Genomic DNA, 23,677 nt, shown 5'->3' on the forward strand with positions numbered 1-23,677 from the left:
CCTCAACTCTAACAAACAACAGTTAACAGTTAACAGTCAACAGTCAACAGTCAACAGTTAACTAATTAACCTAAAATCTGGTTCATATCTAAATGTTTTTCCACCGTATCCGCTAAAGTCTCTAACAAAGCTTCTCGGTGTTCCCGGTAATTCGGAATACCTGTAGGTAATGCACGAAGTCCCCGCTGCTGGCGCAAGTAGTTTAACCAAGCTCGCCGCCAAGCTCCATTATCAAAGATGCCGTGCAGGTATGTGCCCCAAACTGATTGAGCAGTGTTGACAATTCCTAAAGTCGGATCGTCAAATAGCGGTTGAGTCAAATCTGACTGTAGCATTTGCGTTCTTCCTTGGTGAATTTCGTAACCTGAAACTGGTAAACCCGGTTGAGGATAGTTAGATGTTACGACACGCTGGCGGGCAATTTTGTCCGGGGCGATCGCAGTTTTTAACGGCAGCAATCCCAATCCTTCAAATTCTCCCTGTTGTCCCTCCAGCCCTTGTTTATCGCTGATACTTTGTCCCAGCATCTGAAAGCCGCCGCAAATTCCCATGACTGTACCGCCAGCTACTAAGTAATTTTGAATAGCTTTTGCCATACCTGTTTGGCGCAGTACCTGCAAATCGGAAATTGTGGTTTTAGAACCCGGTAAAATCACGGCATCTGGATGGCCTAACTGGTCTTTTGGGCTAACGTATTTGACGGTGAGGCTAGTTTCCGACTCCAGCGGGTCAAAGTCGGTAAAATTGGAAATTCGGGGCAAGCGGATGATGGAAATATTTAGGTCGGTTTGAGTGTTTGGAGAACGCCGATCGAGCAAATCGAGAGAATCCTCGGAGGGAAACACTTCGTCTATCCAAGGAATCACCCCAACTACCGGGATTCCCGTTCTTTCTTCCAGCCAAGTCAGCCCCGGATCTAAGATTGATTTTTGTCCTCGGAACTTATTAATAATGAATCCTTTAATTAAAGCTCGTTCGTCGGGATCGAGTAATTCCAAAGTACCGATGATGTGAGCGAAAGCGCCGCCGCGATCGATATCAACGACTAGCAAAGTGCGAGCGTTTAAATGTTTAGCCACTCGCATATTTGTTAAATCGCGGTGTTTGAGATTAATCTCAGCAGGGCTGCCGGCTCCTTCACAAACAACCATGTCAAATTCTTGTCTGAGAAATTCTAAGGATTCGCGAATCGCTTGCCAGCCTAAATCGAAATATTTTTCGTAATATTGAGATGCTCGCACGTTGGCGATCGCCCGGCCCTTGACAATCAATTGAGAAGTCATGTCTCCTTGCGGCTTGAGCAAAATCGGATTCATTTCTACCCAAGGTGCCACGCCCGCAGCCCAAGCTTGTACTGCTTGAGCGTAGCCAATCTCTCCGCCGCTGGCTGTGACATAGGAATTCAGTGCCATATTCTGACCTTTAAACGGAGTTACCCGCCAGCCCGATCGAGAAAAGATGCGACACAATGCTGAAACGAGTAAAGATTTTCCTGCGTGAGATGTTGTTCCCACGACCATAATTGCTTTCATAATATTCAGGGGAGGAGGAAGAGGTTCGAGGGAAGAGGTTCGAGGTTCGAGGGAAGAGGTTCGAGGGAAGAAGTCATCAATACATCTTTAAAAAAATAGTATCAGTTCGCGATCGCACCCTGACTCCTAGAAATCGGCTTTTTTACTGAAGTTGGGGGTGAGTGCGAGATATTTTCGGGAAAAAACCCGGTTTCTTGCTACCTGCGGGTAATATCAAATCCGGTAGCATCGGAATGATTCAGATATATATTCTCGGACTCTGTGTACTCTGTGTACTAATAAGGTTAAATCACCTGACGATGCCAGCGGAAACGATATAATTTCCTGTCCGAGCGATCGACCGATCTAAAATTTGATATGTGTCGAATGCAAGTCTGCAACCGAGGTAAACCTGCATTCCTCAAAGTGTTATAGCGGTTCGAGCGCGTGGTGAGGTATGCCCTATTCTGTTTTTGCTATGGTAATTGACCGGACATGATATAAGTCTTAAAAGCAAAAAGTAGAAACCAGAATCAAAAAAATTCTGGTTTCTACCTTTGGCTTTTTGGCTTAAGATGATGGCTGATCTTCGCCGGATATATTGTCAAATTTTGATTCTACGGGAGGTTTAGCAGCTTCGACTGGCTCGGAAGCGGGGGGATTTGGGCGAATCAATTCCGGTGGTTCTTCCTGGGAAGATGGTTTTTCTTCTGTGGATTCGATCGAGATTTTTGATACTGAAATCGTTTCCACTTGCACGCTCAACCCCGGTTCTCCCGGTATTTCTACCTCTACAGGCTCCGCCACTTCCACCACAGTCATTTCTATAGATACAGCAGGGGCTTCTGCTTCCGTGACGCCGGAGGCTGTTTCCGCTTCATCCACTGCTGTCTCCGCTGTTTCTGGAATCAACGGCGCTGTCTTAGTTTGGGGGGAGGCTGTATCTAAAACTGGAGTTTCCTCTATTTTGGGAACACTCGCGGCTTCGGCCACCATCAACTCGGCCATTGCTTCTAAATCGGTGGGAAATGGCACTGCTTGGCTGGTTTCAACGGCTGTGTTGCTGGTTTCGGCTTTCACTTCTTGCGTGACTTCGGCTAATTCAGATTCGAGAACCCGATCGATATCCGGTGTAGGAATTGCTGTTATTTTAGGTTCCGGCGCGATCGGATCGGGAGTTTGTTTCGCTGTTGTCGCCGGACTATTTTTATCGGACGCGATCGGATCGGGAGTCTTTTTGGCTGTTGTCCCCGGAGTATTTTTATCAGACTTGTTTTTACTCGCACCCCGTCCCAAAATATCGCCGATACTATTTTTGATATTACCGAACAGACTTGCGAAACCGCCGGATTTTTTAGCTGTTTTGGCTGGAGTTGGTGTCGCCGTTGGTGTCGCCGTTGGTGTCGCCGTTGGTGTCACCGTTGAGGCTGTCGAACTAACAACAGACTCGGACTCTTTAGCCTTCGCCCTCCAAATCTCCTCAAAATCGTCTGTTTCAGGCTGCCGTTGAGGCTCTGGCTTAGCCTCTGCTGGCTCCACAGTTGCTGGGGCGGCAATTTCTGAAAATTCTATAGGTAGAGGTAGAGGAGTGAAGCTGGTGGCTGATTCTGCTGGGTCTGGTGAAGTCTCAACAGCAGGAGTTTCCACGGAAAATACTGGTATTTCTGCAATTGCAGGTGTTTTGTCTTGGGGAATGGTCAAGTCAGACCCGATCGCGCTTTCGGCAATTTCTTCAGCGATTGAGGGAGTTGCCGGTTGTTCTTTTACCTTTACCTCAGTCGGATTCACAGCGGGTGCTGGAACTACATCAGTTTTCGGTTTGGGCGATCGAACAAACTTAGGTTTTTTCCCTGCGGGCTCTGGTTTTTTACCAAACAAACCCGATAGCGGCCCGCCTATGGCCCCGGCCAAATTCGCCGGCACGGGAATCGGCGTTTGCTGAGCGACGGGTGTCACCAGCCTGCGTAAAGTCAGGGTTTCCCAAGCCAACCAGCCCAACATAGCTACGCCCGCCATTTGACCCAGCAGGAGAGCACCAGTAATTCGCCCCGCACAAGTCCATAAAATTAACGCATAAAAAAGTCCTACCCCGCTCCAGGTAAAATCACTTTTGCGGTGAACTTCTGGAAAAAAGAAGGCCGCCATGTAAATACTGAAACTGCCTAGACCGACCGCTAACGCCAGAATGTATGCAAGCATCTTGTCGGTACCTCCGCTTTGTCAAATAACTTCTACGCGCTAATTCTACCTTTGTGAGACACTCAACGGCTTCTTTCTCTAGACCAATTATCTATTTGGAAACAATTTCGGCAGCGGATTAGTGTCCTGGATTGAACGGATTTAAAGGATTTAACGGGTGGATGTTGACCGTAAAGCTCAAGCGTGAAGATTTTCTCTACTTTCCCCATCTCCACCTCTTTACCCTCGGAGCGAAGTCGAAGCGCTTCTCACCCCTTCTTGGTCTCACCCCCTACTCAGTGGTGATACGTGTCACTTAACTGTGCCGGTACGATCGCACTTGCGGTAGAAGATGTTCTGTAGGGTATAGGTGTCGGAGGAATTATGCCTAGGGGCATAGATATTGGAGGTAGTGTCATGTTAGAAAAATTGTTGTTAGCTGCGGCTTTAACCTTATCGCTTCAAATTTTTGCTGGAGTCGGCACTGCCTCCAAGCTACCGAAAAATCTTGTATTGCGATCGAGCGATCTGCCGACACAAACTATACAACTGCCCCAGGTTGGAGCACCTTTGTCCGCACAGCAGAACGTCGAATCCTAATTCAGAGGCGAAAAATGAGAGGTGCAAGTGCGATCGAACTAAAGGCACAGCCTCTCTCTCATATTTTTGGCAAGCTGTTCTGTTTTGTATTTTAGTCTTGACAATTTAGAGGTTTCATCCTTCAGACTTCAGTCCTGATTATCAATTAATCAGGATTTGCGTTTCCAGCGATCGAACAGTAGGTAAATCAGGAATAGCCGATCGCATCTTAATTGCCACAACCTCAGACAAATCTTAACATTAGGTTGCCAGTTATCAACACTCAAGGCTTAAAATGCTTGTGCAAACTTCAGTAAAGGATCGAAATAGATATATAATTTTCTGAAGGAACTTGAAGCTAATAAACACATTCACTGTTAAATTAAGGAGAGCAAAAATGGCACTTAGCGATATTTTATTGAATGAAAACAACAGAGACAATTTTGTTGATGACTGCGTACAGTTGATAGAAAAACAAGTTGCAGCAGCGCCGGGATTGGGCGGTTTGGCTCTGAAAGCCGCCTACTCTACTGTCAAAGGGATACGGGCTGACTATTGCGCTCAAGTCGTCGATCAAATTCTGCCGGAAATCTCGATCGCACTCGACCCCATGTGGACTGAAGCCGTAAACAATGGCAACCCAGTCGAATATTTTGCTGAAAGAAAAGCTGAAGTAGCAAACCAATTGCTCCAAATCAGTGACAAAAAAGCCGATAACAGCACAAGAGCAGTTGTTAAAGGTGCCTATGCCAAACTCCGCCCATCAGCTAAGACTTACGTAGAAAATGGCATACCGGATTTAGCCAAAATTATTAATAAACATACTGCGACCTGAATCTTGAATGGGTGGGAAATTCCCACCCATTTCAATGCTGTTCTGGGCGAAGAATCTCTGCCAAATTAGTTCAATCTCGCGACTTTGTAGGGTTGGAACTAATATTAGTTTGTCAAGTCATATCAATTCCGGTTGCACCGAAATAGTAAATTAACTGTTGACTGTTGACTGTTGACTGTTAAGAGGGCCCGCCCGCACCGTCCACCGCCCCTACTGACTGTTAACTGTTAACTGTTGACTGTTAACATCATTCCGATGCAACCGGAAACGATATGAATCAGCAGAGAGATTTTTGGTTATTCATATCGCGTCTGGTAGATTGACAACGATAAAATAGGTTCGTAGTGCGGACTTCAGTCCGCCACCTATTGCGCGATATTGTCCGCACGCGCGCACCTTGTTATGGTAATCGATTGGACATCGGCTCGCAACATCATCAAAACTGACGCAACCTAGGATCTAAAATTGTATTATCCGCCAGCTACCCATTGATTCGCCGCCCATATTTTCCAGATTGCTTGTCCCGAAATTCCCAATCCCAAAAACATTACTAACATCGCGCTCAAAGCCGGCAGAAACTTCACGGCTGTTATCTGTTTTGGTAGCTTATCAAAATTCCGTTTCGCATAAACTAAGATTAATCCGATCGCGCTAAGCACCAAAGCCAATCCCAAACTAAAGGCTACCACTAGCCCCATTCCCAAACCTACATTTCCCAAAGCAGACGCGCTCAACAGCATCACCAAAGCAGAAGGACAAGGCAACAATCCCCCCGAAATTCCCAACAATAATAAGCTTTTCCAAGTAATTGGATCGCCGTCAGCACCGGGGGGCAAATGCGAGTGCAAGCGGCCGTCTCCGTGATGGTGGTAGTGCTGAGAAATATCTGATTTTACTGGCTTAAATTCTCTTTCCCAAGTTCCTCTATTTAGCAGATTTACTGGTTCTTCAAGGTTCGTATTCAGGACGACATTCCTGGTTTTTTTGCGAACTAAACTCCTCACTACGAACCTGATTTTTTCTAGGAAGTTATTTAAGCCGATCGTGGTAAGAATTTGATTTTTTGATTTTTTGCGGACTGTCGTCCTCGCTACTAACCTTGTTTTGATTCTTTCGGAAAGTAACTTAAAGCCGATGACTGCTACTAATAAGCCTGAGATTAAACTCAGCCAAGGATCGAGTTTTTCTGGTTCGATTAAGTTGGAAGCAAAAAGAGTAATTCCGCCGACTGCAAACACGCCCGCAGTGTGAGTTATTGTGGTTGTTGCTGCTAAAAATAAAGCGTGCATCGGAGTAGCCCGCGAACCTACCAAATAAGCGCCGACTATAGTTTTTCCATGTCCGGGCGACATGGCGTGCACGCATCCCCAGACAAATGCTCCGGCTACTGCTAGCAGCAAACTCCAACCTGTATCCCAGATAGATTCATTTCCTGTTAACAAAAACTCCCGGTTTTGGGGTGTAAATACAAAGCTTTTGACAGCACCGGCTTCCACGATGGTAGCTTGACAGCTAGCTGTAGCCACTCCGGGTAAAAATAGATTGTAGTTAATTCGCAATTTTTCGTGTTTGGAAATTCCACTAGAAGCGGGCCAAGTGTAGTTTAAGATTAAGGTGCTGTGGGTATGGGTTTGCTGGATCAAATGGGCGGTTTTACTGGCTAATTCGAGCGGATTTACTGTTAATAAACCTTGAAGTTTGCTGCTGTTGGTGATGCTAATTTGTTGGCTTAAAAACTTTTCTAGCTCTTTTTTGTGGCTGCGAACTTCGGATGCTTGTAGCTGGCCGTCTCGATTGTCGTCGGCGAATTTTGTTAAGCCGGTTGGAAAGGTTAATGTTACTTCGGTTTGGAAATCGTTGACGATTATTTCTGCGACGGACAAGTCTGACCAGTGCGAGTAAACTGGTTTGGTTGATGTTGTGAGAAATAGTAATAGGGTGAGGGATAAAAGAATGAGGTATTTGTAGGATTTGCGTAACTTTTTGGGCATATTTGTAAATTTTAAAACAAGTTGATTTTGTGAAATATTGTGGGTTTTTTAGGAGGCGATCGGGGGATTTATTCCCTGACTAATAGCTTGAGATTTTGTAGTAGGTACTCGTTATTAGTTAAAATTCAAAACTTCCTAAACCTAATGTTTTGCCCTCACGCCCGTCAAAACTCGGATCTGTTTCTTTAGCCTTTTGAAAATAAGCGCGAGATTCAGCATCTTTTCCTAATGTGCGGGCGATCGCACCAGCCCGGTAAAATATACCCGCATCGCGAATGCCCGATCGCATTATTTCGGCCATCACCCGATCGGCTTTTTGCCATTCCCCAGCGCTAGAAAGCGCCTTGGCGTAAATATCCAACGTCACAGCATCCCTGCGGATTTTTACCTCATCCTGCATTAACAGCAGCGCTTCGGCGACATCCTGCGATCGACCTTTTTCCAACAGCAAACTCGCCAAATCGCGCCGGTGTCCGAAACCGCGAGCTCCAGAAGCCTGTTCCTGTCGCAGCCCCGCTTCTGCTTTGTCGCGCAGTCGCTTGGAGGATCTGGCATCTCCCTGCAACTCCTTCACCCTCGCCATACCGCGATCCACAAGGCGATCGTACACCGTCGCAGCACCCCCAGCATAGGCAGAAACCTTACTGTAACTAGCCTCCGCTTCCCGATAATTGCCTTGGTTGGTTTCCAAATCCGCCAAATAAATCAGCGCCAGCGGGTTTCGAGGCACCAACCGCAGCGATTCCAAAAATAGCGCTTTCGCCTGCACAAACTGGCCGCGGCGGGCGTAAAAGCGACCTAAGAGCGATCGGGCCCGCGCCGATCCCGCAATCTCTCCTGGTTCCTCCGCCACCATTGCTTGTCGGTAATCCTGCAAAACCTCAGCATCTCGGCCCTGCGCCTCTCTCACTAACGCTCTTAATGTGAGAGAACCTAAGTTAGGAATCCGATTAACTAAGGTTTCTGCGGCTGTGTTTGCCTCACTAACTTTTCCCATCGCCAAGTTAGATGTAACCGAAAGGGCGATCGCATCTTCATTATTAAAACCCACCTGTTTAGCCAAGCGCAAAGCACTAGCAAAATCGTGTCTCGCTTCAGCAATTCGAGCTAAAACCAACAGCGCACCTTTGTTGTCAAAAGGCAAATCGGCGATCGACCTTTCGGCCGCCTGTTCCGCCAATAAAAACCAACCACCCTCCCCAGTTGCGCGCGCCATTTTCAGATAAACTCCCGCCAACGCAGCCCGATTCAAACCGCTGCGGGAATCCACAGCCAATCGCTGCTGGTAAAAAGCAATTTCTTGCTGAATAGCTTCCTTTTGATTAGGATTATTTCTCAGAGCTTCAAAAAAATGGTAGCGGTAATTTGCATCAAGATTAGCCGGAGTTTTCTCCGCAAATAAATCAGAAATAAAACGCAGATTTGGGGGAATATTAATAACAGCAATACCCACAACAGGAACTGCTATCAATAACCACCACCAAAAAACATCAGATTTTATTATTTGTCCTGTTTTAGTTTTCATACATCCCCGTTAATCAACGTTCATCTGCGGTAAAAAAAAGCATTTTAGATAGTTATTTCTCAAAAAGATGAGGCACCCTAGGGCATAGGGCATAGGGCTATCCTCACCACGCGATCGAACCGCTATATGTCATTAGCCAACAAGCAATCACCAATCACCAATCACCAATCACCAATTACTAATTACTAATAACTAATTACTAATAACCAATAACCAATAACTAATAACTAATTCGGCAAAGCCAAATAAGGAAAATTAGGTTCTAACGGCTTGTGTCCCTGAGCCGCGTTTCCGGGAGTTCCGTTATATGAAACATTATCGCCAACCGGAGAACCCACCAAAGCTCCCAAGGTGATATCAATAACATCGTCCATCAGCATACGACCTCCGATCAAACTTCCTTGAGCATTTGTCGCACTACCGTAGCCGCTGGGTTTTGTGGTATCGATCCGCATGACATCGGGTAAGAAAGCTTGGGCGATCGCATTTGGATCGACATTATCGCTACCATCCAAAAGATCCACAGCATTCAGAGTAGCAACAGCTTCCTGCCGTACCGGAGCAGCAGCAGCGCTCAAATCCAATTTCGGAGAAATACTATTAAATGCCTCCATAAACGCGGGAGTAACTACCAAACCCTCGTTAATTGCAGGTCTCGCCAAGCGCTCGAATTGTTTGAAACCGCCAACTCCATCTCGGATCGAAATTGTTGACCAAACATCAAAAGTATTCGCCCCAGTTCCTGCTTGCAAAAACGCTTTCGGAACGCGGACGGTAATTGTATTGACGTTGTAACCTTTTGTAAAGTCGATCGCTTGATTGGGTGGCTTGAAACCTACTTTTGCCCCCGTGCCCAAAGCCCCAGCGCGGACTCGGAAAAATTGTTCTACATCAAAGAAAAATGGATCTTCCCGCAAACCTGCAAATACAGTCAAGTTAGAACCGTTCACAGGTACTGTATTCAAAACAGCATTAGAATTCAGCGGAGTTGTGGCAATTAGTCCGCCATTAACTGTAGTCTTAGTAGTTGTTTCCGAGCCACCGCGAATTACAGTTATAGCTACCGCTTGCATACCTCTATTGTTAGGCGGGCTGAAGGCAAACCGCAAGATAGTATCGGCGCGTCCAGTCGGTGTAGAATTCACATCACCTACCTGCGAGATGTTAAATTGGTAGAGGGCTGTAGTGCTGAAATAATATTGATAGCGCGCTACAGACCTAGGATTTGAATTCATTGTCAATATTAAATCCCCGTCCGCAGCACTGGAATTTTGGTCTTTTTCGCGATATACGTACAGGTCTGTTAAATTAACAGTTCGACCTTTGATATCGACTTCGCCGTCGTCGTGGTCGGAAGCGGCAATTATCCCTGGAGTTAATACAACAATTAGAGCTAATTCAATAGCTAGTATGGTTTTACGAAATTTTTTTGTTAGCTTCACAGTTAGCACCTTTATTTCAATGGGATTTTTGGACAAATCAATGGCAAATAACCCGCGCTTGCGGGTTGTATTTTTTTTAGCAAAAGGTTTCAACCTTTAAACCTGTGGGGCTTTGGTGCTGTTGCCGATTATTCTGCTATCAGTATACGAGTTAGTATACGAAGGTTTGGCAATTTTGGATCTGTGCAGAAATATTAAATATTAAAAACTAGACCGTCAGCACCCAACTGTTGCGGTTTTTGCTACTAACAAAAGCAGCAGGTACAATTTCCAGATTCATGCCCAAAGCCTTGAAAGTAGCGCGAATAGCTGCTGCGTGGGCTGCTTCTGCCATGCCGATGCTAGCTCCTGCAGTAATCAAACCCGGAGTCTTCAACTTGGCAGCTTCCACAGTGTAGGCGATCGCAGCATCGGTCTCTAAAGCCAGGGCTAATTTAGCAATATTTACATCAGAATCTATATTTCCCTCCTTCTTATTGATGTATGATGAAAGGTCGTAACTCGACTTGGCTGTAACGGGATTTGCGCCCAAACTTTTCACCGCAGAAGCGAGAAGATCTCGGTGCTCTTTGTGGTCGTTTTGATTGCGGAGTGCTAGGGCTAAGACTGCTTTGCCAACATCAGTATTTGTGAGCTTCCCTGCTGCAAAAGTGTAGGCCCAAATTGCCTGATGTTCGTAAAAAAGTGCGTTGTTGAGAATAGCAGCATCATTTTTGTTGTCATCGGGAGTGGCGGCGATCGCCTTTTCCCCAAGCAGCGAAATGCCCAAAGCACCAGCTAACCCGGCAATAGCACCACCTGCAAGCGCAGCGCGGCGCGATCGCAAATTATAAGTATGGCGAGTTTTAGACTGTCCAGATAAAGCTATTTCTTCATTTTGCATAGAACGTATTGCTAGGTTTGAAAAGTTAACAAAAAAGGTGACAAAAGTGCAATATAAATCGGGAACATGACAATTTAAAGCATGACAGAGTTAGCCCGTCAAGGCATACTTACGATCGCATCCCCAATTGACTTACAATTATGTTCTATAGTGATATACGCCAAATATTTAATTTTGGATCTCTACACTCAAAACAAAATTTTTTAGGTACACTGAGATGACAGGCCAGAAGTCCAGCGATGAATCGCTGCTTTTAGTGCAGATTGCCCGGAAAGACCAAACGGCATTAGCTCAATTTTACGATCGCTACGGTCGCCAAAGTTATGCACTAGCTTACAAAATCCTAGGTTCGGTAGAAGAAGCGGAAGAAGTGGTACTAGATGTTTTTTCCCAAATTTGGCAAAAAGCAGCAACTTACGATCCTTCTCGCAGTCGAGCGGATACATGGTTGTTCATGCTTACCCGCAGTCGTTCCCTCGATAGGCTCCGAGTTTTACAGCGAACAGGCCGGGCGGCCGAAGCTTGTCTGGAAGATGCGAAAATTCCTTCTTCGAGCCTTCCAGAACCGATGGAAGATGCAATAATCCAAGAACGCAGGGAACGAGTCAAAGCGGCGCTAGAAAAACTGCCAGCAGAACAGCGAATTGCCATCGAACTCGCCTACTACCAAGGGCTGACTTGTGCGGCAATCGCGACTAAAATTGGTATTCCGACAGGTACAATCAAAACCAGAATTCGTTTGGGTCTTTCTAAATTGCGTCAAGCTTTGAGTGATGAAATTTAGGTTGTCAAACAAACACAAGTTAAATTGTCTAACATCAATCGAAAATTATAGCATCTCCAATTTTCGATATTTAGTGCGGAAAAACCACTCTAAAATCGCAAATCTAAAATCTAAAATCTAAAATGGAAATGATGCCCGATGAGGAGTTTAATATGCTTGCAGCTTTTCAAGTTCTCGATACGCTCGACGAGTCAGAAAGTCGCGCACTTGCAGAGAAATTGGAGAAATCGCCAGAACTGGAAAGCGAACGGGTGGCCTTGGAATCAGCAATTTCTGCGATCGCCTACACAGCCCCTCCAGTTCCCGTCGCCCCCGACCTGAAAAACCGCCTGTTGCAGCGTATAGCCGAACTGCCGCCTACTCCGGCAGAATCAGTCAATTTACCGCCAATTGTTACCGAGAAAACTGAGAATAAGACTAGCTCTTTAATTGTGCGATCGGGCGATGTCAAATGGAAAGCTTATGGAGTTCCCGGAGTTTGGATCGGCAAGCTTTCTTTTGATAAGAAAAAGCGTGAAATCACCTGCTTGATGCGACTGGAACCGGGGGCAAGTTTTCCCCTGCACCGACACGCGGCATCGGAAGAAGTCTTTGTATTAGAAGGAGATTTAATTGTAGAAGGGGAAGTTTGTCATCAAGGGGATTACATTCATTCGGTTCCCGGTTCCATACATTCGCCGCTCAGTGAAGGGGGATGTTTGCTGTTAATGAAAAGTTCCCTAAATAATGAAATGCTTGTTTGATATCGACAATTCGGTTTGTAGTAAGGAATGCGAGTCCGGGCGGTTTTGCGGACGGTCGTCCTCACTACAAACCGAATTTAGGTTCGTAGTAAGGACTAAAGTCCTTAAGCGGTTTAAAATTCCAACTAAATAAGGTGAATGCTATGCTAAATTACTGGCGCTTAACTGCTGTGATGTGCGCCGTTATTATCCAATTTGTACCCAGCGACAAAAGCGCGATCGCCCAAGAACACGAAGGATGTTTTTTGGTTAACTCAGCGGGAGAAGTGATTAACTTAAATCAGTTGTGTTCGCCTGAAGAATCTATTCAACTTACAGGAAACGACGGGAAATTTATTGAAGACTACAAACGCTTAGCAAAAAGCTACTCTCCAGAAGCAACCGGCAATTTACTGCAAGCAATCCAAAGAACCCCCGGTAGAAAAATTGCCGCAGCTAAAAAAATGTGTGCGGATGCAAAATCGGGACTTTCTTTGGCGGAAGTTAAATTAAAGGCGATCGGACAATCTCTCAGCATCGAAAATCCAAATGTCAAAGAAAGTTTTCTGGCTGATGCCGATATTATTACCACTCTTGCAGCTAACCATTATTGCCCGGAATTAGCAAATAAATAAATTAGTTGAAAGAGGGAATTTTCCCGATTGAGGAGGCGATCGACAATGATAATTTTTTGTGCAATTTAAAATAGATGAAACATTTAAAATCAAGTTCCGCCGACTTGCGGGATTTATTCAAAGACAGCATTACTGTTAAATACCTGGCGGAACCGCTAAAGTCTGTCCCCGCTGACGAAGATGCAGCCAAATTGCGATCGTGGATGGAGGCCAGGGATTTTGATGTGCTGGGGATCGAAGAAAACGGCACTGTTTGCGGTTATATAGAACGATCGCACTTAATCACAGGTAAATGTAGCGACTACCAGCAAATTTTTCACCCGTCGCAGTTAATCGCCGCCGCGACTCCCCTGATGGAATTGTTGCCGCTGCTGCGAGAAAAACCGAGATTGTTTGTACTAGAAAGCAACCGCATCAACGGGATTGTCACCTGTGGCGATTTGCAAAAAGCACCGGTGCGGATGTTGTTGTTTGGGTTGGTGACGCTGCTAGAAATGAATTTATTGCGGATTGTGCGGATCTATTTTCCCCAAGATTCGTGGCAAAATTCGCTTAAGGGCGATCGTATTTTAGCGGCTAAACATCTTTGGGGATTGGGGCGATCGCGAAATGAAGCAATTGACTTAATCGATTACCTGCAATTCTGCGACAAGCGAGATTTAATCCTGACGAATGCCGAAATAATCGATCGGCTGGGGCTCAAATCCAAGCGTTACGGAGAGCGTTTTTTAAAGTCAGCAGAAGCATTGAGAAACAAATTAGCTCACGCCCAAGATTTAATCAACGGTTCTTCTTGGCCGGAAGTAATTTTGCTCGCTCAGGAAATAGAAGCGTTATTGCAGCGCTGCGAAGAAATTGAAATCACCAGAACCACTGAATTATAGCCTTTTTCAATAAGGTTAAAAGTTAGTTGATTTGAGATTTGATACCATTTCTCTAAAATCATGCAATAGTCTCCGACCCCCCCTAGCCCCCCCGATGCTTTGGGGGGGGACAAGAATACTGTTGCATGATTTTTTGAAATTGGTATGAGATTGATGGCTCGATCGATACTTCATATTAATTCCGGTTGCACTCCTCATGATTTTAACTGTTAACTGTTAACTGTTAACTGTTAATTTACTATTCCGATACTAACGGATTTGACATCATCTTTCACTCTAACTGCAGCCGACAGAATTTAATCCTTAATTTCTTAGTCCCTCTCTGCTCGGACATCGTTTGTATAGCAGCGATTTCAATCGCCGTCCGATATCTAATTTAATTTCTAATTTTTAGTTTCCTGTTAGTATACTGAGGAACCCAACCTTGAGCGGTGGTGTAATACTGCACAGCTTTCAAGTAAAGCAACGGAGTCAAATAAAACCAATGTTCGGTATTGGGTGGCACTTTTATGTATTCTTCAGCTTGTAACATTAACTGTACCTGAGATCCGTTAGGATACACAAATCCAAAAACACATTCGCCAGCTAACACATGAAGAACTTCTGCATCTGCGTGGGTGTGAGTGCGATCGCTTTGAGTCATGAGCGGGTAAATTTGCGGCGAACCGGGATGCAGCACTTTTAAGTCGCACCACTGACATCCGCTTGTGCGCTTTAACTGTTCAAACTTGCTGTTAAATGCTGCAAGGATCTGCTGTTTTTCTGTGAGGCTGAGAATGTCTTGGATGAGAATTTCTTGAACCGCAGGATTTTTTTTCGTTAGCAGGCGATCGACCTCAATATTTAAAATAGCGAGTTTGCTGGCGATCGCGCAAATATCGCTGTATGTCGTACCGTCTTCTAGTTGCAGAACAGCCATCTTACACCACCTATTTATTTGACTTTGAGAAGAATTTAGTTTCCAGTTTCTATATACTGTTGTGACAAACTAAACTCCTGCTTATTTTCAATAATAGCCGATCGCTCAAATTAGATATTGTGCTTCCCGAACATTTAAGGTAATATCATATTTTAACTATCAAGCCTTAAATTTTAACTTTTATTTAATAACCTTGCGAGTAGAGTCCGCCCCAATCACCTGACAAAACTCAAAAAATTGACAGCAGCATTCCCGCAATGCAAGCAGTCATAAAACAAGCCACAGAACCAGCAATCATCGTCCTCATATCAATTCCGGTTGCAATCCTCATGATGTTAACGGTTAACTGTTAACAGTTAACGGTCAACAGTGAATTTACTATTCCGATGAAGAGAGGATTTGAGATCGCGCCCAACCGAGCAAAATCGCCCTGATGCGATGGCGCGATCGCACCAATCCCCCAAATTTCAATCCCGATGGAGCCAATATTAGAAAAACTGCACAAAGCATAAATCGCAATAATTGCCGATCGTTCAGAAATCGTTTATGGTGATAAACGAAGAGAAAACAATGAGAGTCGGCAACACTGCAAAACCGATAAAACGCTCCACCAATTTTTCTCCATATAAAAACTTTGCTCCGCTAGATAAAAAAATTAGAAACTGGGTAACTAAATCTCCTAAAAATTTAAATAGCGCCAAACCACGAGCAGTTTTGAGAATCAAAATTGTCTAAATTAGCTGCAAAGCAATTCCCCAAAGTACGGGAAGCCACTTAACAGCGCGCCGAGACACTGAAAACGCCTAGGACAAAGCGACAAAAACCGCTAACCCCAAGAGAGAAATAAGTCTGTCCATTTCAGTCAGATTCCCTTATAATCAGAGACTAAAGCTCAAAATTACGGCGCAGCATAATTGCTGCTACATTTATGCCTCTACCTATAGTTGCTATTATTGGACGCCCCAATGTAGGCAAATCGACGATCGTCAACCGTTTAGCCAACAGCCAAGACGCGATCGTCCACGACGAACCGGGAATCACGCGCGATCGCACCTACAGACCAGCATACTGGGGCGATCGCGAATATCAAATCGTAGACACAGGCGGGCTAGTATTCGACGACGAAACCGAATTTCTGCCATTAATCCGGGAACAAGCACTGGCGGCGCTTGCAGAAGCCAGCGCAGCCATTTTTGTAGTAGACGGAAAAACCGGACTCACAGGCGGCGACGAATCCATCGCATCTTGGCTGCGCCTGCAAAAAGTCCCCATCATTCTAGCCGTCAACAAGTGCGAATCGGAAAATACCGGACTCACGCAAGCAGCAGACTTTTGGACATTGGGACTGGGAGAACCTTTCCCAATTTCCGGGATTCACGGTAACGGCACCGGCGAATTGCTAGACGAACTAATGACTCACCTTCCCACAGAAATAGAGCCAGAAGTAGATGAAATTAAAGTAGCAATTATCGGTCGTCCTAACGTCGGAAAATCGAGCTTGCTAAACGCATTTCTCGGAGAAAACCGCGCCATAGTCAGCCCAATTTCCGGCACAACCCGCGACGCGATCGACACCATAGTACAACGCAACGGTCAAACCTACCGCCTGATCGACACCGCCGGAATTCGCAAAAAGAAAAACGTCGAATACGGCGCAGAATTCTTCGGCATCAACCGCGCTTTTAAAGCCATCCGCCGCGCCGACGTTATACTGCTAGTAATTGACGCAATTGATGGCGTTACGGATCAAGACCAAAAATTAGCCGATCGCATCAGCCAAGAAGGTCGAGCCTGCATCATGGTCGTCAACAAATGGGATGCCATAGAAAAGGATAACGACACCATCTACGAGTACGAAAAAGAAGTAAGAAGCAGACTTTATTTCCTCGACTGGGCAGAAATGATTTTCGTCAGCGCCATGAGCGGACAGCGAGTTGAAAAAATCATTGAATTAGTAGACAAAGCCTCCGACGAACACAAGCGTCGCGTCCCCACCGCCGTGATTAACGAAGTCATAGAAGAAGCCACAAGCTGGCACTCAGCGCCCGTTACCCGCCAAGGAAAACAAGGTAAAATCTATTACGGAACCCAAGTGCGATCGCAGCCGCCAACAATTGCATTGTTTGTCAACGATCCCAAACGGTTCACCGAAAACTACCGCCGTTACATGGAAAGCCAATTTCGCAAACACCTAGGCTTTACCGGCACACCAATGCGGCTGCTGTGGAGAGGCAAAAAAGTTCGAGCCACCGAAGTCAGCACAACAAACAGAGCACTCCGAGTCAAGTAATTTTCGATTTTAGATTTTGGATTTTAGATTGAAGAAAAAACGCAATTTAATGATAAAATTAATGAATTGCGTTTTTTTGTTTCATCAAAAATCAAACAATTGCAAAATCCCAATGTCAAAGACCCAATCTAAAATCTAAAATTTAAAATTCCAATGAAAAAATCTAAAATCTAAAATCTAAAATCCCAAGATGGACGAACAAGAGTTTAAACAAAGAACGAAGGCTCTAGCATTAAGACTTATTAAGCTAGTAAGTTCACTGCCCAAAAATACCGTTTCTGAGGTAATTGGCAAGCAGTTAATTCGTTCAGGAACTTCTGTAGGGGCTAACTATCGAGCAGCTTGTCGCGCTAGATCGACAGCAGACTTAATTGCAAAACTCAGAATAGTGGAAGAAGAAGCAGATGAATGTCTTTACTGGATGGAGCTGATAGTTGAAGCTAAATTAGTAGATGTCACTAATTTGAGGAGTATCATGTCAGAAACGAATGAAATTTTAGCAATGACAGTTGCTTCAATCAAAACTTTAATTGCTAAAAACCCAACAGCAAGTCGCAAATAAAACAATCTCAAATCCCCAACAAAAAAAAAATTCCCTCAAAAATTAAACAATAAAATAAAGTCCAATCAAATAATTAAACAATTCAAACAATCTAAAATCTAAAATCTAAAATCTAAAATCTAAAATCGCAACATGGATTTACTTCGATCGCTCCCGATAGGACTTTACCTAGAACAACCCGTAACCTGGCTGCACCGCGTAGACTCCCGCGTCAAACTAGCCTGGTTGATGACATTCCTAATCGCGCCCATACTCGCCAACCCCGCTTGGCGGTTGATGCTAGTAGGAATGTTAATCGTACTGACACTAACCGCAGCCATTCCCCTGCGCGTGTGGAAACAGCAAATGGGACTGCTGCTGCTATTCTGCCTTTTAGTATTTTGCCTCAGCGCGATCGCCCCCGATGCACTCCCCTCAGAACACCAGCCCCGCATCCCCGCCGACGAATTAACCTTTTCCCAACAGCCCGCAACCCTTCCACCCCCTCCAGAGCCGAAAGCGTGGTACAAACCTTTTAATTTAGGCTCAAACTCCCCAACCCAAAATTCCAAATCTCAACCGCAAACTAAACTCCCCCAACCCACAAACTACCGTTACGTTTTATTTAAAGGCGGCCCGATCACAATCACCCGCAAATCCATAGATTTAGCTATCAACGTCAGCACCTTATTTTTCACAGTAATTTACAGCACCAACCTCTATCTACTCACCACAGCCAGCGAAGAAATCACCTGCGCTATTGAAAATTTAATGAGCCCGCTGCGCCGCTTGCACTGGCCTGTCACCGAAATAGCGCTAACATTAACGTTATCTTTGCGCTTCATTCCCCTAGTGTTGGAAGAAATACAAAATTTAGTGCGATCGGTCAGCACCAGAGCCATAAACTGGAAAAAACTCGGATTTCGCCGCGCCGCTCAAGTTTGGTTGCTCATCGCCGAGCGGCTGTTAGAAAACTTGCTGTTGCGAGCCGAACAAATAGCCAGCGCCATGACTGTTCGTGGCTTCACAAGTCCCGATCGACACCGTGTAGAATGGCATCAGTTGCACTTCAAAATCCGAGACTGGATCGCCCTCGGTTGCTTGATCCTTCTCTGGAGCGCCCGCTTGGTTTGGGGTTGGGACAGTTAGGATTTTAGATTTTAGATTCTTCGACTTCGCGAGGGAACAAGTTTTAGATTTTAGATTTGGGGATTGAGTGATTGATTGATGGGTAGTTGACGCCGCATTAGACCGGTTTGGCGATCGCTTCCTCGAAAAAGTTTACACGCCCGCCGAACGCAGGGATTGCGGGCAATAAAATTCTCAACACAGCAGCATTAAAGGTAAAATGAATCGAGTTTCCTGCAACTAGCTAGCTGCTGGGCCGCCAAGGACGCTGTTGTCAAAGCTCTAGGCACCGGATGGCGGGGAATACGATATGCAGATGTGGACGTTCGGCGGGACGATCGCGGTGCTCCAAACGTGCAACTGCACGGAACAGCAGCAGCACGAGCCTCAGCCACGACGGAGACTACTGCACCGCTAGGGCGATCGCCCTTTGTACCCCGCCAGAAAACAACCCCCTCCCGTGATTCGCCAGCGAAACTTAAATCTAAAATCTAAATCTTTAAACTAAAATCGATCGACTGTGAGCATAAATGACTACAGAAACCTACCTGAACCATCCAAACTTCGGTCTCCTCTTCAGGGTATCCCAGGTTGAAGACAGCCAAGAATTATTCACCACACTATACGCCCAACGCCTATTCTTCTTAGTGACAAACGGCCCAGGCGGCCTGAGATTTGAACCCATCAGCCGCTCCGACGCTCGCCTGATGGTAGAAATTCGCCTGCGAACGCTCCGCCGCAACGGGCAATACAAAGATTACGACCAATTGCAAGCCATTCACCAGCGTACATTTCAATAGCGAAAATCTGTCATTGGTCATTAGTCATTGGTCATTAGTCATTGGTAATTGGGAATTTCGTAATTGGAAATTCCTCGTTACCAGGCTCTGCCTCTCTTTACCTCGCCGCTTCTGGAAACACAGAAGTGTAGCAGATGTTTAAATTAAGTAACCGGGCATCATTAATTACAAAAAGACTCTTGACGCTGATTGGGCCCTGGGGCGATATGCAAGTGTAATTAATTCAGCACGCCCTACTGATATCAATTTTCGTTCCTAACTTTCCTTCCCTCCACTTCCGAGCATTGAGTAACTATGACCATTACCTCTCGAATTAACAGCATTCGCCAACACTTGCCCGAATCAGTGCGGTTAATTGCCGTTACCAAACAGGTATCGACTGATGCTATCCGCGAAGCATACCAGGCGGGCATCCGAGATTTTGGGGAGAGCAAGGTTCAAGAGACTGTCGAAAAACAAAACCACCTGCAAGATTTACCCGGCATCAACTGGCACCTCATCGGGCACTTGCAAGCCAACAAAGCAGCCAAAGCCCTAGAGCATTTCCAGTGGATTCATTCTGTGGATAACTTAAAATTGGCAGCTAGGCTCGATCGCATAGCGGGCGAACAGTCCTGCTCTCGGGAAGTCTGCCTGCAAGTCAAAATGTTGCCAGATCCCGACAAATACGGCTGGACAGTCCCAGAACTGCTTGCCGACCTCCCAGAACTGAATAAATGTCAGAATCTCAAAATTCAAGGTTTGATGACAATACCTCCGCTAGGATTAGATGAGGCGCAAATCCTAGAATTGTTTAACAGCACCCGCGAACTTGCTAATAAAATCCAGCAGCAAAATTTGCCCCACATCCAAATGCAGCAGCTCTCGATGGGGATGTCGGGAGATTATAATTTGGCAATTCAAGCAGGTGCTACTATGATACGGCTAGGAACAAGCTTGTTTGGCTCTAGAAGAGAGGACAACTTGGGTTAAAAATAGAGTAGTTAGCGACCCGCGGCTAACCCGCAACGCGAGTATAGTCGGGGCAGTACAGTCGTGAAGGAGCTTAAATGGTGAGCATTTTTTCTAAGCTACGAGATTTTGTAGGCTTCAACAATGAAAGTGAATACGATTACGAATACGACGAAGCGGATGGAGATCGTTTTCAAACCGTCTACCAACCGCCCGAACCGAACGCCGCTGCAGCCGCTGCAGCAGAAGAAGAACGCCGCCAAAATCGCAGAATGCGGGAGCGGTCAGTAGTAGGATCTACAGGTACGGATGTTGTTGCACCAACCGGGGGAGTAGGGTCAGTAATGAATAACGTGATTGGAATGCCTGGAGCTATGAACGGGATTTCGGAAGTAGTAGTAATGGAGCCGCGCACTTTTGAAGAGATGCCGGCAGCAATTCGAGCGCTGAAAGAGCGCAAGTCTGTGGTTTTGAACCTGACTGTGATGGATCCAGACCAAGCGCAAAGAGCTGTAGACTTTGTAGCGGGTGGTACTTACGCCCTTGACGGTCATCAAGAGCGAATTGGCGAAAGCATTTTCTTGTTTACGCCTAGCTGCGTGCAGGTGAGAACTCAGTCTGGTGTGGTTCACGAGGTGCCCCCAGCCCAAGGACGACCCCGCCCTGCTGCTGCTCCTGCACCGACTGTCTGGCCGGCAGAACAAGCTCCAATGGCTCAGTAGTCAGTAGTCAGTTGTCAACTGACAGTTGACAGTTGACAGTTGACAGTTGACAACTAATAAGCTGCTACGCATCTAAATTGAATACAAAGACGGGCTCTCCTGCCCATCCCACAATAATTGTAGAAAAATTGACTGTCAAATTAGATGCGAAGCAGCTTAACTGTGGAATCAAGACTGCAGATTAACTAACAAGCGGGAAGTCCCGCACTCTAATGGTAGTCCGTTGAGTGCCGGGATAAAAGCGTACAGAACAATTGGGTTCTATGCCCACTTGTTCGCTCTGCGATATTTGCAGATCGGCAAAACCTTTGATCTAATATTTACTATTAATTAGGAATTAGCAGTAACTAAATGCTACGCAAGGTTGTCAAAGTTCGTTTATACCCTACCGATCGGCAGTGCAAGCATCTGGCACAGAGCTTTGGTTGCGCTCGTTGGTGGTGGAATTACGCGCTTAATAAGTCCATTGAAGTCTATCAAGAGACTGGCAAAGGGCTTGGACAATCTGCATTAAATGCTTTACTGCCAGGGCTAAAAAAGGAATATGAATGGTTAAGTGACTGCTACACTCAAGTGCTACAGGCGGCCACGCTTAATCTCACGACTGCCTATAAAAACTTTTTTGACAAAAGAGCTCAGTTTCCTAAGTTCAAGTCAAAAAAGCATAAGCAGTCGATTCAATACCCCCAAAATGTTCAAGTCATTTCTGACGCTGAACTCAAGTTCCCTAAACTTGGAGTAGTCAAAGCAAAATTACATAGACCGATTGACGGAAAAATCAAAACTGTCACAGTTAGCCAAAACCCTTCAGGTAAATACTTTGCTGCAATTTTATTTGAGATTGAAGGTGAAAATCCAGAATTTTCTACTTCTGGCAAAATCCTTGGGATTGACTTAGGATTAAAACAGTTTGCAATCGTTGCCGATGGCACTAAGATTTCTAAGTTTGAGAACCCTCAACATTTTGTAAAACATCAACAAAATCTCAAGCGTAAGCAGCAAAAGTTAGCGCGTAAAAAGGATGGCAGTAATTCTCGCAAAAAAGCTAAAAAATTACTGGCTAAGATATACGAACGGGTAGCCAATTTTCGGCATGATTTTCTGCATAAACTCAGCGCAAAGCTGGTCAACAAAAACCAAGTTGTCATAGTAGAAAATCTTCATGTTAAAGGCATGGTTCGTAATCATTGCTTAGCTAAAGCTATTTCTGATGCTGGTTGGGGAATTTTTGTCAATTTCCTGAGCTACAAATTAGACCGCAAAGGCGGTAAGCTAGTAGAAATTGATCGATGGTTCCCTAGCTCTAAAACCTGTTCAGTTTGTTTGCATCAAGTCTCGGAAATGTCTTTAGATGTGCGCGAGTGGACTTGCTCTTACTGTGGCACTCATCACGACAGAGATGGCAATGCTGCAACAAAGTGCGATTCGTTCAGTCGAAACCGAGAAATCGGGGGATGACTGGCTTCTACAGGGTAATCCATCGGGATTGAGTTCGCACTTTAATCCCTTGTAGATGACAACTTCATACCCTTGCAGGTGAGCGTCAGTATCCTAGAAATCGTTAAGCCCTGCCCCTCAGACGTAGAGGTGAAAGCATATCCCCCACTGTAGCGACTAGCCCTCAATCGGTGAAGCGGGGATAAAAGCGGAAAGAACTACTAGCCTAAAGTGGTATCCCGTGAGCAAGTTCCTATGGATAGCAAATGCGAAGTCACTGCCTGAATCACCGTTACGGCAAACCAGCGAAATAAGGCTTTATGCGCTGGGAGTCCCAAAAGGGCATTAGTACAGGGTGGTATGAAGATTTCTATTGGCATACCTACGTTACCCAAAAACTCGGTGAAAAGGTGACATCCTAACGGAACAAAACAATGGTTATGAGGAACGAAGTAACCCATCTGATTACTCTCGGAGAGGTCGAATACTTCGAGCAGTCAGCCAAGACGAAACATCTGGATTCCCAGGTAACAGATGGTAGAGATTGAGTCAAAAGCCAACGCCTCACTGTAATGGTGAGGATATGCTAACGGACTTACGGTAATACGGATGGTATAGCGACAAGTAGCAATGAATATGTTATGAACACGGCAGAAAAACCGATGTATGAATGGAACGCTATCAACTGGCGAAAGCTAGAGCGTAACGTTTTTAAATTGCAAAAGCGGATATATCAAGCGTCTAATCGTGGTGATGTCAAGCTAGTACGCAGACTCCAGAAACTGTTGATAAGTTCTTGGGCAGCAAAAGCATTAGCGGTGCGTAGAGTTACCCAGGATAATTGCGGCAGTGCGGCTCGTTGACGCGCCAAGGAGAAATCCGAAAGCGTCACACCTGCTGAAAGCAGGTCAATAGGGAAG

At 45.5% G+C, this 23,677-nt stretch carries 23 protein-coding genes and 1 pseudogene; 16 read left to right on the top strand and 8 right to left on the bottom strand.

Annotated features, from left to right (window positions below; genetic code table 11):
* Nucleotides 1-65 precede the first annotated feature (65 nt).
* Both cobQ and AACV78_RS22830 read right to left on the bottom strand, forming a co-directional pair.
* Nucleotides 66-1,532: a cobyric acid synthase CobQ gene (cobQ, locus tag AACV78_RS22825; protein WP_194011457.1), complete on the bottom strand. Its 1,467-nt coding sequence runs from the start codon at nucleotides 1,530-1,532 to the stop codon at nucleotides 66-68.
* 549 nt (nucleotides 1,533-2,081) lie between these two features.
* Complete coding sequence (locus AACV78_RS22830) at nucleotides 2,082-3,710, bottom strand: Ycf66 family protein (RefSeq protein ID WP_194011456.1); 1,629 nt, start codon at nucleotides 3,708-3,710, stop codon at nucleotides 2,082-2,084.
* Nucleotides 3,711-4,073: 363 nt separating this feature from the next.
* Between AACV78_RS22830 and AACV78_RS22835 the strand changes: the two genes are divergently transcribed.
* Together AACV78_RS22835 and AACV78_RS22840 are read left to right on the top strand one after the other, a co-directional pair.
* Nucleotides 4,074-4,289 carry a hypothetical protein gene (locus tag AACV78_RS22835; protein ID WP_228042414.1) on the top strand — a complete coding sequence of 72 codons (216 nt, stop codon included), beginning with the start codon at nucleotides 4,074-4,076 and terminating at the stop codon, nucleotides 4,287-4,289.
* Nucleotides 4,290-4,665: 376 nt separating this feature from the next.
* The gene (locus AACV78_RS22840) at nucleotides 4,666-5,103 is read left to right on the top strand and encodes a DUF6918 family protein (protein WP_194011455.1); all 438 of its coding nucleotides are present in this window, start codon (nucleotides 4,666-4,668) and stop codon (nucleotides 5,101-5,103) included.
* 470 nt (nucleotides 5,104-5,573) lie between these two features.
* Here AACV78_RS22840 and AACV78_RS22845 read toward each other — a convergent pair whose 3' ends face one another.
* The 4 genes from AACV78_RS22845 to AACV78_RS22860 form a co-directional block, all read right to left on the bottom strand.
* Entirely contained in the window at nucleotides 5,574-7,094 is a 1,521-nt protein-coding gene (locus AACV78_RS22845; protein ID WP_194011454.1) for a nickel/cobalt transporter, read from the bottom strand.
* A 118-nt stretch (nucleotides 7,095-7,212) separates the two neighbouring features.
* Nucleotides 7,213-8,619 carry a tetratricopeptide repeat protein gene (locus AACV78_RS22850; RefSeq protein WP_194011453.1) on the bottom strand — a complete coding sequence of 469 codons (1,407 nt, stop codon included), beginning with the start codon at nucleotides 8,617-8,619 and terminating at the stop codon, nucleotides 7,213-7,215.
* A gap of 227 nt (nucleotides 8,620-8,846) precedes the next feature.
* Nucleotides 8,847-10,061: a DUF4331 family protein gene (locus AACV78_RS22855; RefSeq protein WP_194011452.1), complete on the bottom strand. Its 1,215-nt coding sequence runs from the start codon at nucleotides 10,059-10,061 to the stop codon at nucleotides 8,847-8,849.
* A gap of 208 nt (nucleotides 10,062-10,269) precedes the next feature.
* Nucleotides 10,270-10,944 (bottom strand): DUF4439 domain-containing protein, encoded by a 675-nt coding sequence (locus AACV78_RS22860; RefSeq protein ID WP_194011451.1) that lies wholly within the window; start codon nucleotides 10,942-10,944, stop codon nucleotides 10,270-10,272.
* A gap of 217 nt (nucleotides 10,945-11,161) precedes the next feature.
* Between AACV78_RS22860 and AACV78_RS22865 the strand changes: the two genes are divergently transcribed.
* The 4 genes from AACV78_RS22865 to AACV78_RS22880 all read left to right on the top strand — a co-directional run bounded on the left by AACV78_RS22865 (nucleotide 11,162) and on the right by AACV78_RS22880 (nucleotide 13,969).
* Nucleotides 11,162-11,728 (top strand): sigma-70 family RNA polymerase sigma factor, encoded by a 567-nt coding sequence (locus AACV78_RS22865; protein WP_194011450.1) that lies wholly within the window; start codon nucleotides 11,162-11,164, stop codon nucleotides 11,726-11,728.
* Nucleotides 11,729-11,850: 122 nt separating this feature from the next.
* Nucleotides 11,851-12,471: a cupin domain-containing protein gene (locus tag AACV78_RS22870; protein WP_194011449.1), complete on the top strand. Its 621-nt coding sequence runs from the start codon at nucleotides 11,851-11,853 to the stop codon at nucleotides 12,469-12,471.
* 143 nt (nucleotides 12,472-12,614) lie between these two features.
* A complete protein-coding gene (locus tag AACV78_RS22875) occupies nucleotides 12,615-13,085 on the top strand; it encodes a DUF732 domain-containing protein (protein ID WP_194011448.1) in 471 nt (156 codons plus the stop codon).
* Between the two features lie 74 nt (nucleotides 13,086-13,159).
* Nucleotides 13,160-13,969: a CBS domain-containing protein gene (locus AACV78_RS22880; RefSeq protein WP_194011447.1), complete on the top strand. Its 810-nt coding sequence runs from the start codon at nucleotides 13,160-13,162 to the stop codon at nucleotides 13,967-13,969.
* A 376-nt stretch (nucleotides 13,970-14,345) separates the two neighbouring features.
* Here the strand turns inward: AACV78_RS22880 and AACV78_RS22885 are convergent, their stop codons facing one another.
* Nucleotides 14,346-14,888, bottom strand: a complete 543-nt coding sequence (locus tag AACV78_RS22885) for an acireductone dioxygenase (protein WP_194011446.1) — start codon at nucleotides 14,886-14,888, stop codon at nucleotides 14,346-14,348.
* Between the two features lie 349 nt (nucleotides 14,889-15,237).
* Complete coding sequence (locus tag AACV78_RS28795; protein WP_368666970.1) at nucleotides 15,238-15,429, bottom strand: nucleoside transporter C-terminal domain-containing protein; 192 nt, start codon at nucleotides 15,427-15,429, stop codon at nucleotides 15,238-15,240.
* A 5-nt stretch (nucleotides 15,430-15,434) separates the two neighbouring features.
* On the opposite strand from AACV78_RS28795, the gene AACV78_RS22890 reads away from it, so the two are divergent.
* The 10 genes and pseudogenes from AACV78_RS22890 to AACV78_RS22935 form a co-directional block, all read left to right on the top strand.
* Entirely contained in the window at nucleotides 15,435-15,623 is a 189-nt protein-coding gene (locus tag AACV78_RS22890; protein ID WP_339383778.1) for a hypothetical protein, read from the top strand.
* A 193-nt stretch (nucleotides 15,624-15,816) separates the two neighbouring features.
* On the top strand, nucleotides 15,817-17,178 hold the full coding sequence (der, locus tag AACV78_RS22895) for a ribosome biogenesis GTPase Der (RefSeq protein ID WP_194011444.1): 1,362 nt from the start codon (nucleotides 15,817-15,819) through the stop codon (nucleotides 17,176-17,178).
* Between the two features lie 190 nt (nucleotides 17,179-17,368).
* Nucleotides 17,369-17,740, top strand: a complete 372-nt coding sequence (locus AACV78_RS22900) for a four helix bundle protein (protein ID WP_194011443.1) — start codon at nucleotides 17,369-17,371, stop codon at nucleotides 17,738-17,740.
* Between the two features lie 132 nt (nucleotides 17,741-17,872).
* Nucleotides 17,873-18,868 carry an energy-coupling factor transporter transmembrane component T family protein gene (locus AACV78_RS22905; RefSeq protein ID WP_194011442.1) on the top strand — a complete coding sequence of 332 codons (996 nt, stop codon included), beginning with the start codon at nucleotides 17,873-17,875 and terminating at the stop codon, nucleotides 18,866-18,868.
* Nucleotides 18,869-19,081: 213 nt separating this feature from the next.
* Nucleotides 19,082-19,342 carry a 4'-phosphopantetheinyl transferase superfamily protein gene (locus AACV78_RS22910; protein WP_228042417.1) on the top strand — a complete coding sequence of 87 codons (261 nt, stop codon included), beginning with the start codon at nucleotides 19,082-19,084 and terminating at the stop codon, nucleotides 19,340-19,342.
* A gap of 35 nt (nucleotides 19,343-19,377) precedes the next feature.
* Nucleotides 19,378-19,647 (top strand): transcriptional coactivator PipX, encoded by a 270-nt coding sequence (gene pipX, locus AACV78_RS22915; protein WP_194011441.1) that lies wholly within the window; start codon nucleotides 19,378-19,380, stop codon nucleotides 19,645-19,647.
* Nucleotides 19,648-19,941: 294 nt separating this feature from the next.
* The gene (locus tag AACV78_RS22920) at nucleotides 19,942-20,619 is read left to right on the top strand and encodes a YggS family pyridoxal phosphate-dependent enzyme (RefSeq protein ID WP_194011440.1); all 678 of its coding nucleotides are present in this window, start codon (nucleotides 19,942-19,944) and stop codon (nucleotides 20,617-20,619) included.
* 77 nt (nucleotides 20,620-20,696) lie between these two features.
* Nucleotides 20,697-21,320: a cell division protein SepF gene (locus AACV78_RS22925; protein ID WP_194011439.1), complete on the top strand. Its 624-nt coding sequence runs from the start codon at nucleotides 20,697-20,699 to the stop codon at nucleotides 21,318-21,320.
* A gap of 351 nt (nucleotides 21,321-21,671) precedes the next feature.
* A complete protein-coding gene (locus tag AACV78_RS22930; RefSeq protein ID WP_228042415.1) occupies nucleotides 21,672-22,778 on the top strand; it encodes an RNA-guided endonuclease InsQ/TnpB family protein in 1,107 nt (368 codons plus the stop codon).
* Between the two features lie 620 nt (nucleotides 22,779-23,398).
* A pseudogene (locus tag AACV78_RS22935) lies at nucleotides 23,399-23,605 on the top strand (reverse transcriptase N-terminal domain-containing protein); the annotation flags it as partial.
* Nucleotides 23,606-23,677: the final 72 nt, after the last annotated feature.

The sequence above is a fragment of the Tychonema sp. LEGE 07196 genome (assembly GCF_963890365.1).
GTDB lineage: Bacteria > Cyanobacteriota > Cyanobacteriia > Cyanobacteriales > Microcoleaceae > Microcoleus.

Excerpts from the sequence above, each read along its gene's own strand:
- cobQ (WP_194011457.1), bottom strand. The coding sequence starts at position 1,532 with ATGAAAGCAATTATGGTCGTGGGAACAACATCTCACGCAGGAAAATCT.
- AACV78_RS22830 (WP_194011456.1), bottom strand. The coding sequence starts at position 3,710 with ATGCTTGCATACATTCTGGCGTTAGCGGTCGGTCTAGGCAGTTTCAGT.
- AACV78_RS22835 (WP_228042414.1), top strand. The coding sequence starts at position 4,074 with ATGCCTAGGGGCATAGATATTGGAGGTAGTGTCATGTTAGAAAAATTG.
- AACV78_RS22840 (WP_194011455.1), top strand. The coding sequence starts at position 4,666 with ATGGCACTTAGCGATATTTTATTGAATGAAAACAACAGAGACAATTTT.
- AACV78_RS22845 (WP_194011454.1), bottom strand. The coding sequence starts at position 7,094 with ATGCCCAAAAAGTTACGCAAATCCTACAAATACCTCATTCTTTTATCC.
- AACV78_RS22850 (WP_194011453.1), bottom strand. The coding sequence starts at position 8,619 with ATGAAAACTAAAACAGGACAAATAATAAAATCTGATGTTTTTTGGTGG.
- AACV78_RS22860 (WP_194011451.1), bottom strand. The coding sequence starts at position 10,944 with ATGCAAAATGAAGAAATAGCTTTATCTGGACAGTCTAAAACTCGCCAT.
- AACV78_RS22865 (WP_194011450.1), top strand. The coding sequence starts at position 11,162 with ATGACAGGCCAGAAGTCCAGCGATGAATCGCTGCTTTTAGTGCAGATT.
- AACV78_RS22870 (WP_194011449.1), top strand. The coding sequence starts at position 11,851 with ATGGAAATGATGCCCGATGAGGAGTTTAATATGCTTGCAGCTTTTCAA.
- AACV78_RS22875 (WP_194011448.1), top strand. The coding sequence starts at position 12,615 with ATGCTAAATTACTGGCGCTTAACTGCTGTGATGTGCGCCGTTATTATC.
- AACV78_RS22880 (WP_194011447.1), top strand. The coding sequence starts at position 13,160 with ATGAAACATTTAAAATCAAGTTCCGCCGACTTGCGGGATTTATTCAAA.
- AACV78_RS22885 (WP_194011446.1), bottom strand. The coding sequence starts at position 14,888 with ATGGCTGTTCTGCAACTAGAAGACGGTACGACATACAGCGATATTTGC.
- AACV78_RS22890 (WP_339383778.1), top strand. The coding sequence starts at position 15,435 with ATGGTGATAAACGAAGAGAAAACAATGAGAGTCGGCAACACTGCAAAA.
- der (WP_194011444.1), top strand. The coding sequence starts at position 15,817 with ATGCCTCTACCTATAGTTGCTATTATTGGACGCCCCAATGTAGGCAAA.
- AACV78_RS22900 (WP_194011443.1), top strand. The coding sequence starts at position 17,369 with ATGGACGAACAAGAGTTTAAACAAAGAACGAAGGCTCTAGCATTAAGA.
- AACV78_RS22905 (WP_194011442.1), top strand. The coding sequence starts at position 17,873 with ATGGATTTACTTCGATCGCTCCCGATAGGACTTTACCTAGAACAACCC.
- pipX (WP_194011441.1), top strand. The coding sequence starts at position 19,378 with ATGACTACAGAAACCTACCTGAACCATCCAAACTTCGGTCTCCTCTTC.
- AACV78_RS22920 (WP_194011440.1), top strand. The coding sequence starts at position 19,942 with ATGACCATTACCTCTCGAATTAACAGCATTCGCCAACACTTGCCCGAA.
- AACV78_RS22925 (WP_194011439.1), top strand. The coding sequence starts at position 20,697 with ATGGTGAGCATTTTTTCTAAGCTACGAGATTTTGTAGGCTTCAACAAT.
- AACV78_RS22930 (WP_228042415.1), top strand. The coding sequence starts at position 21,672 with ATGCTACGCAAGGTTGTCAAAGTTCGTTTATACCCTACCGATCGGCAG.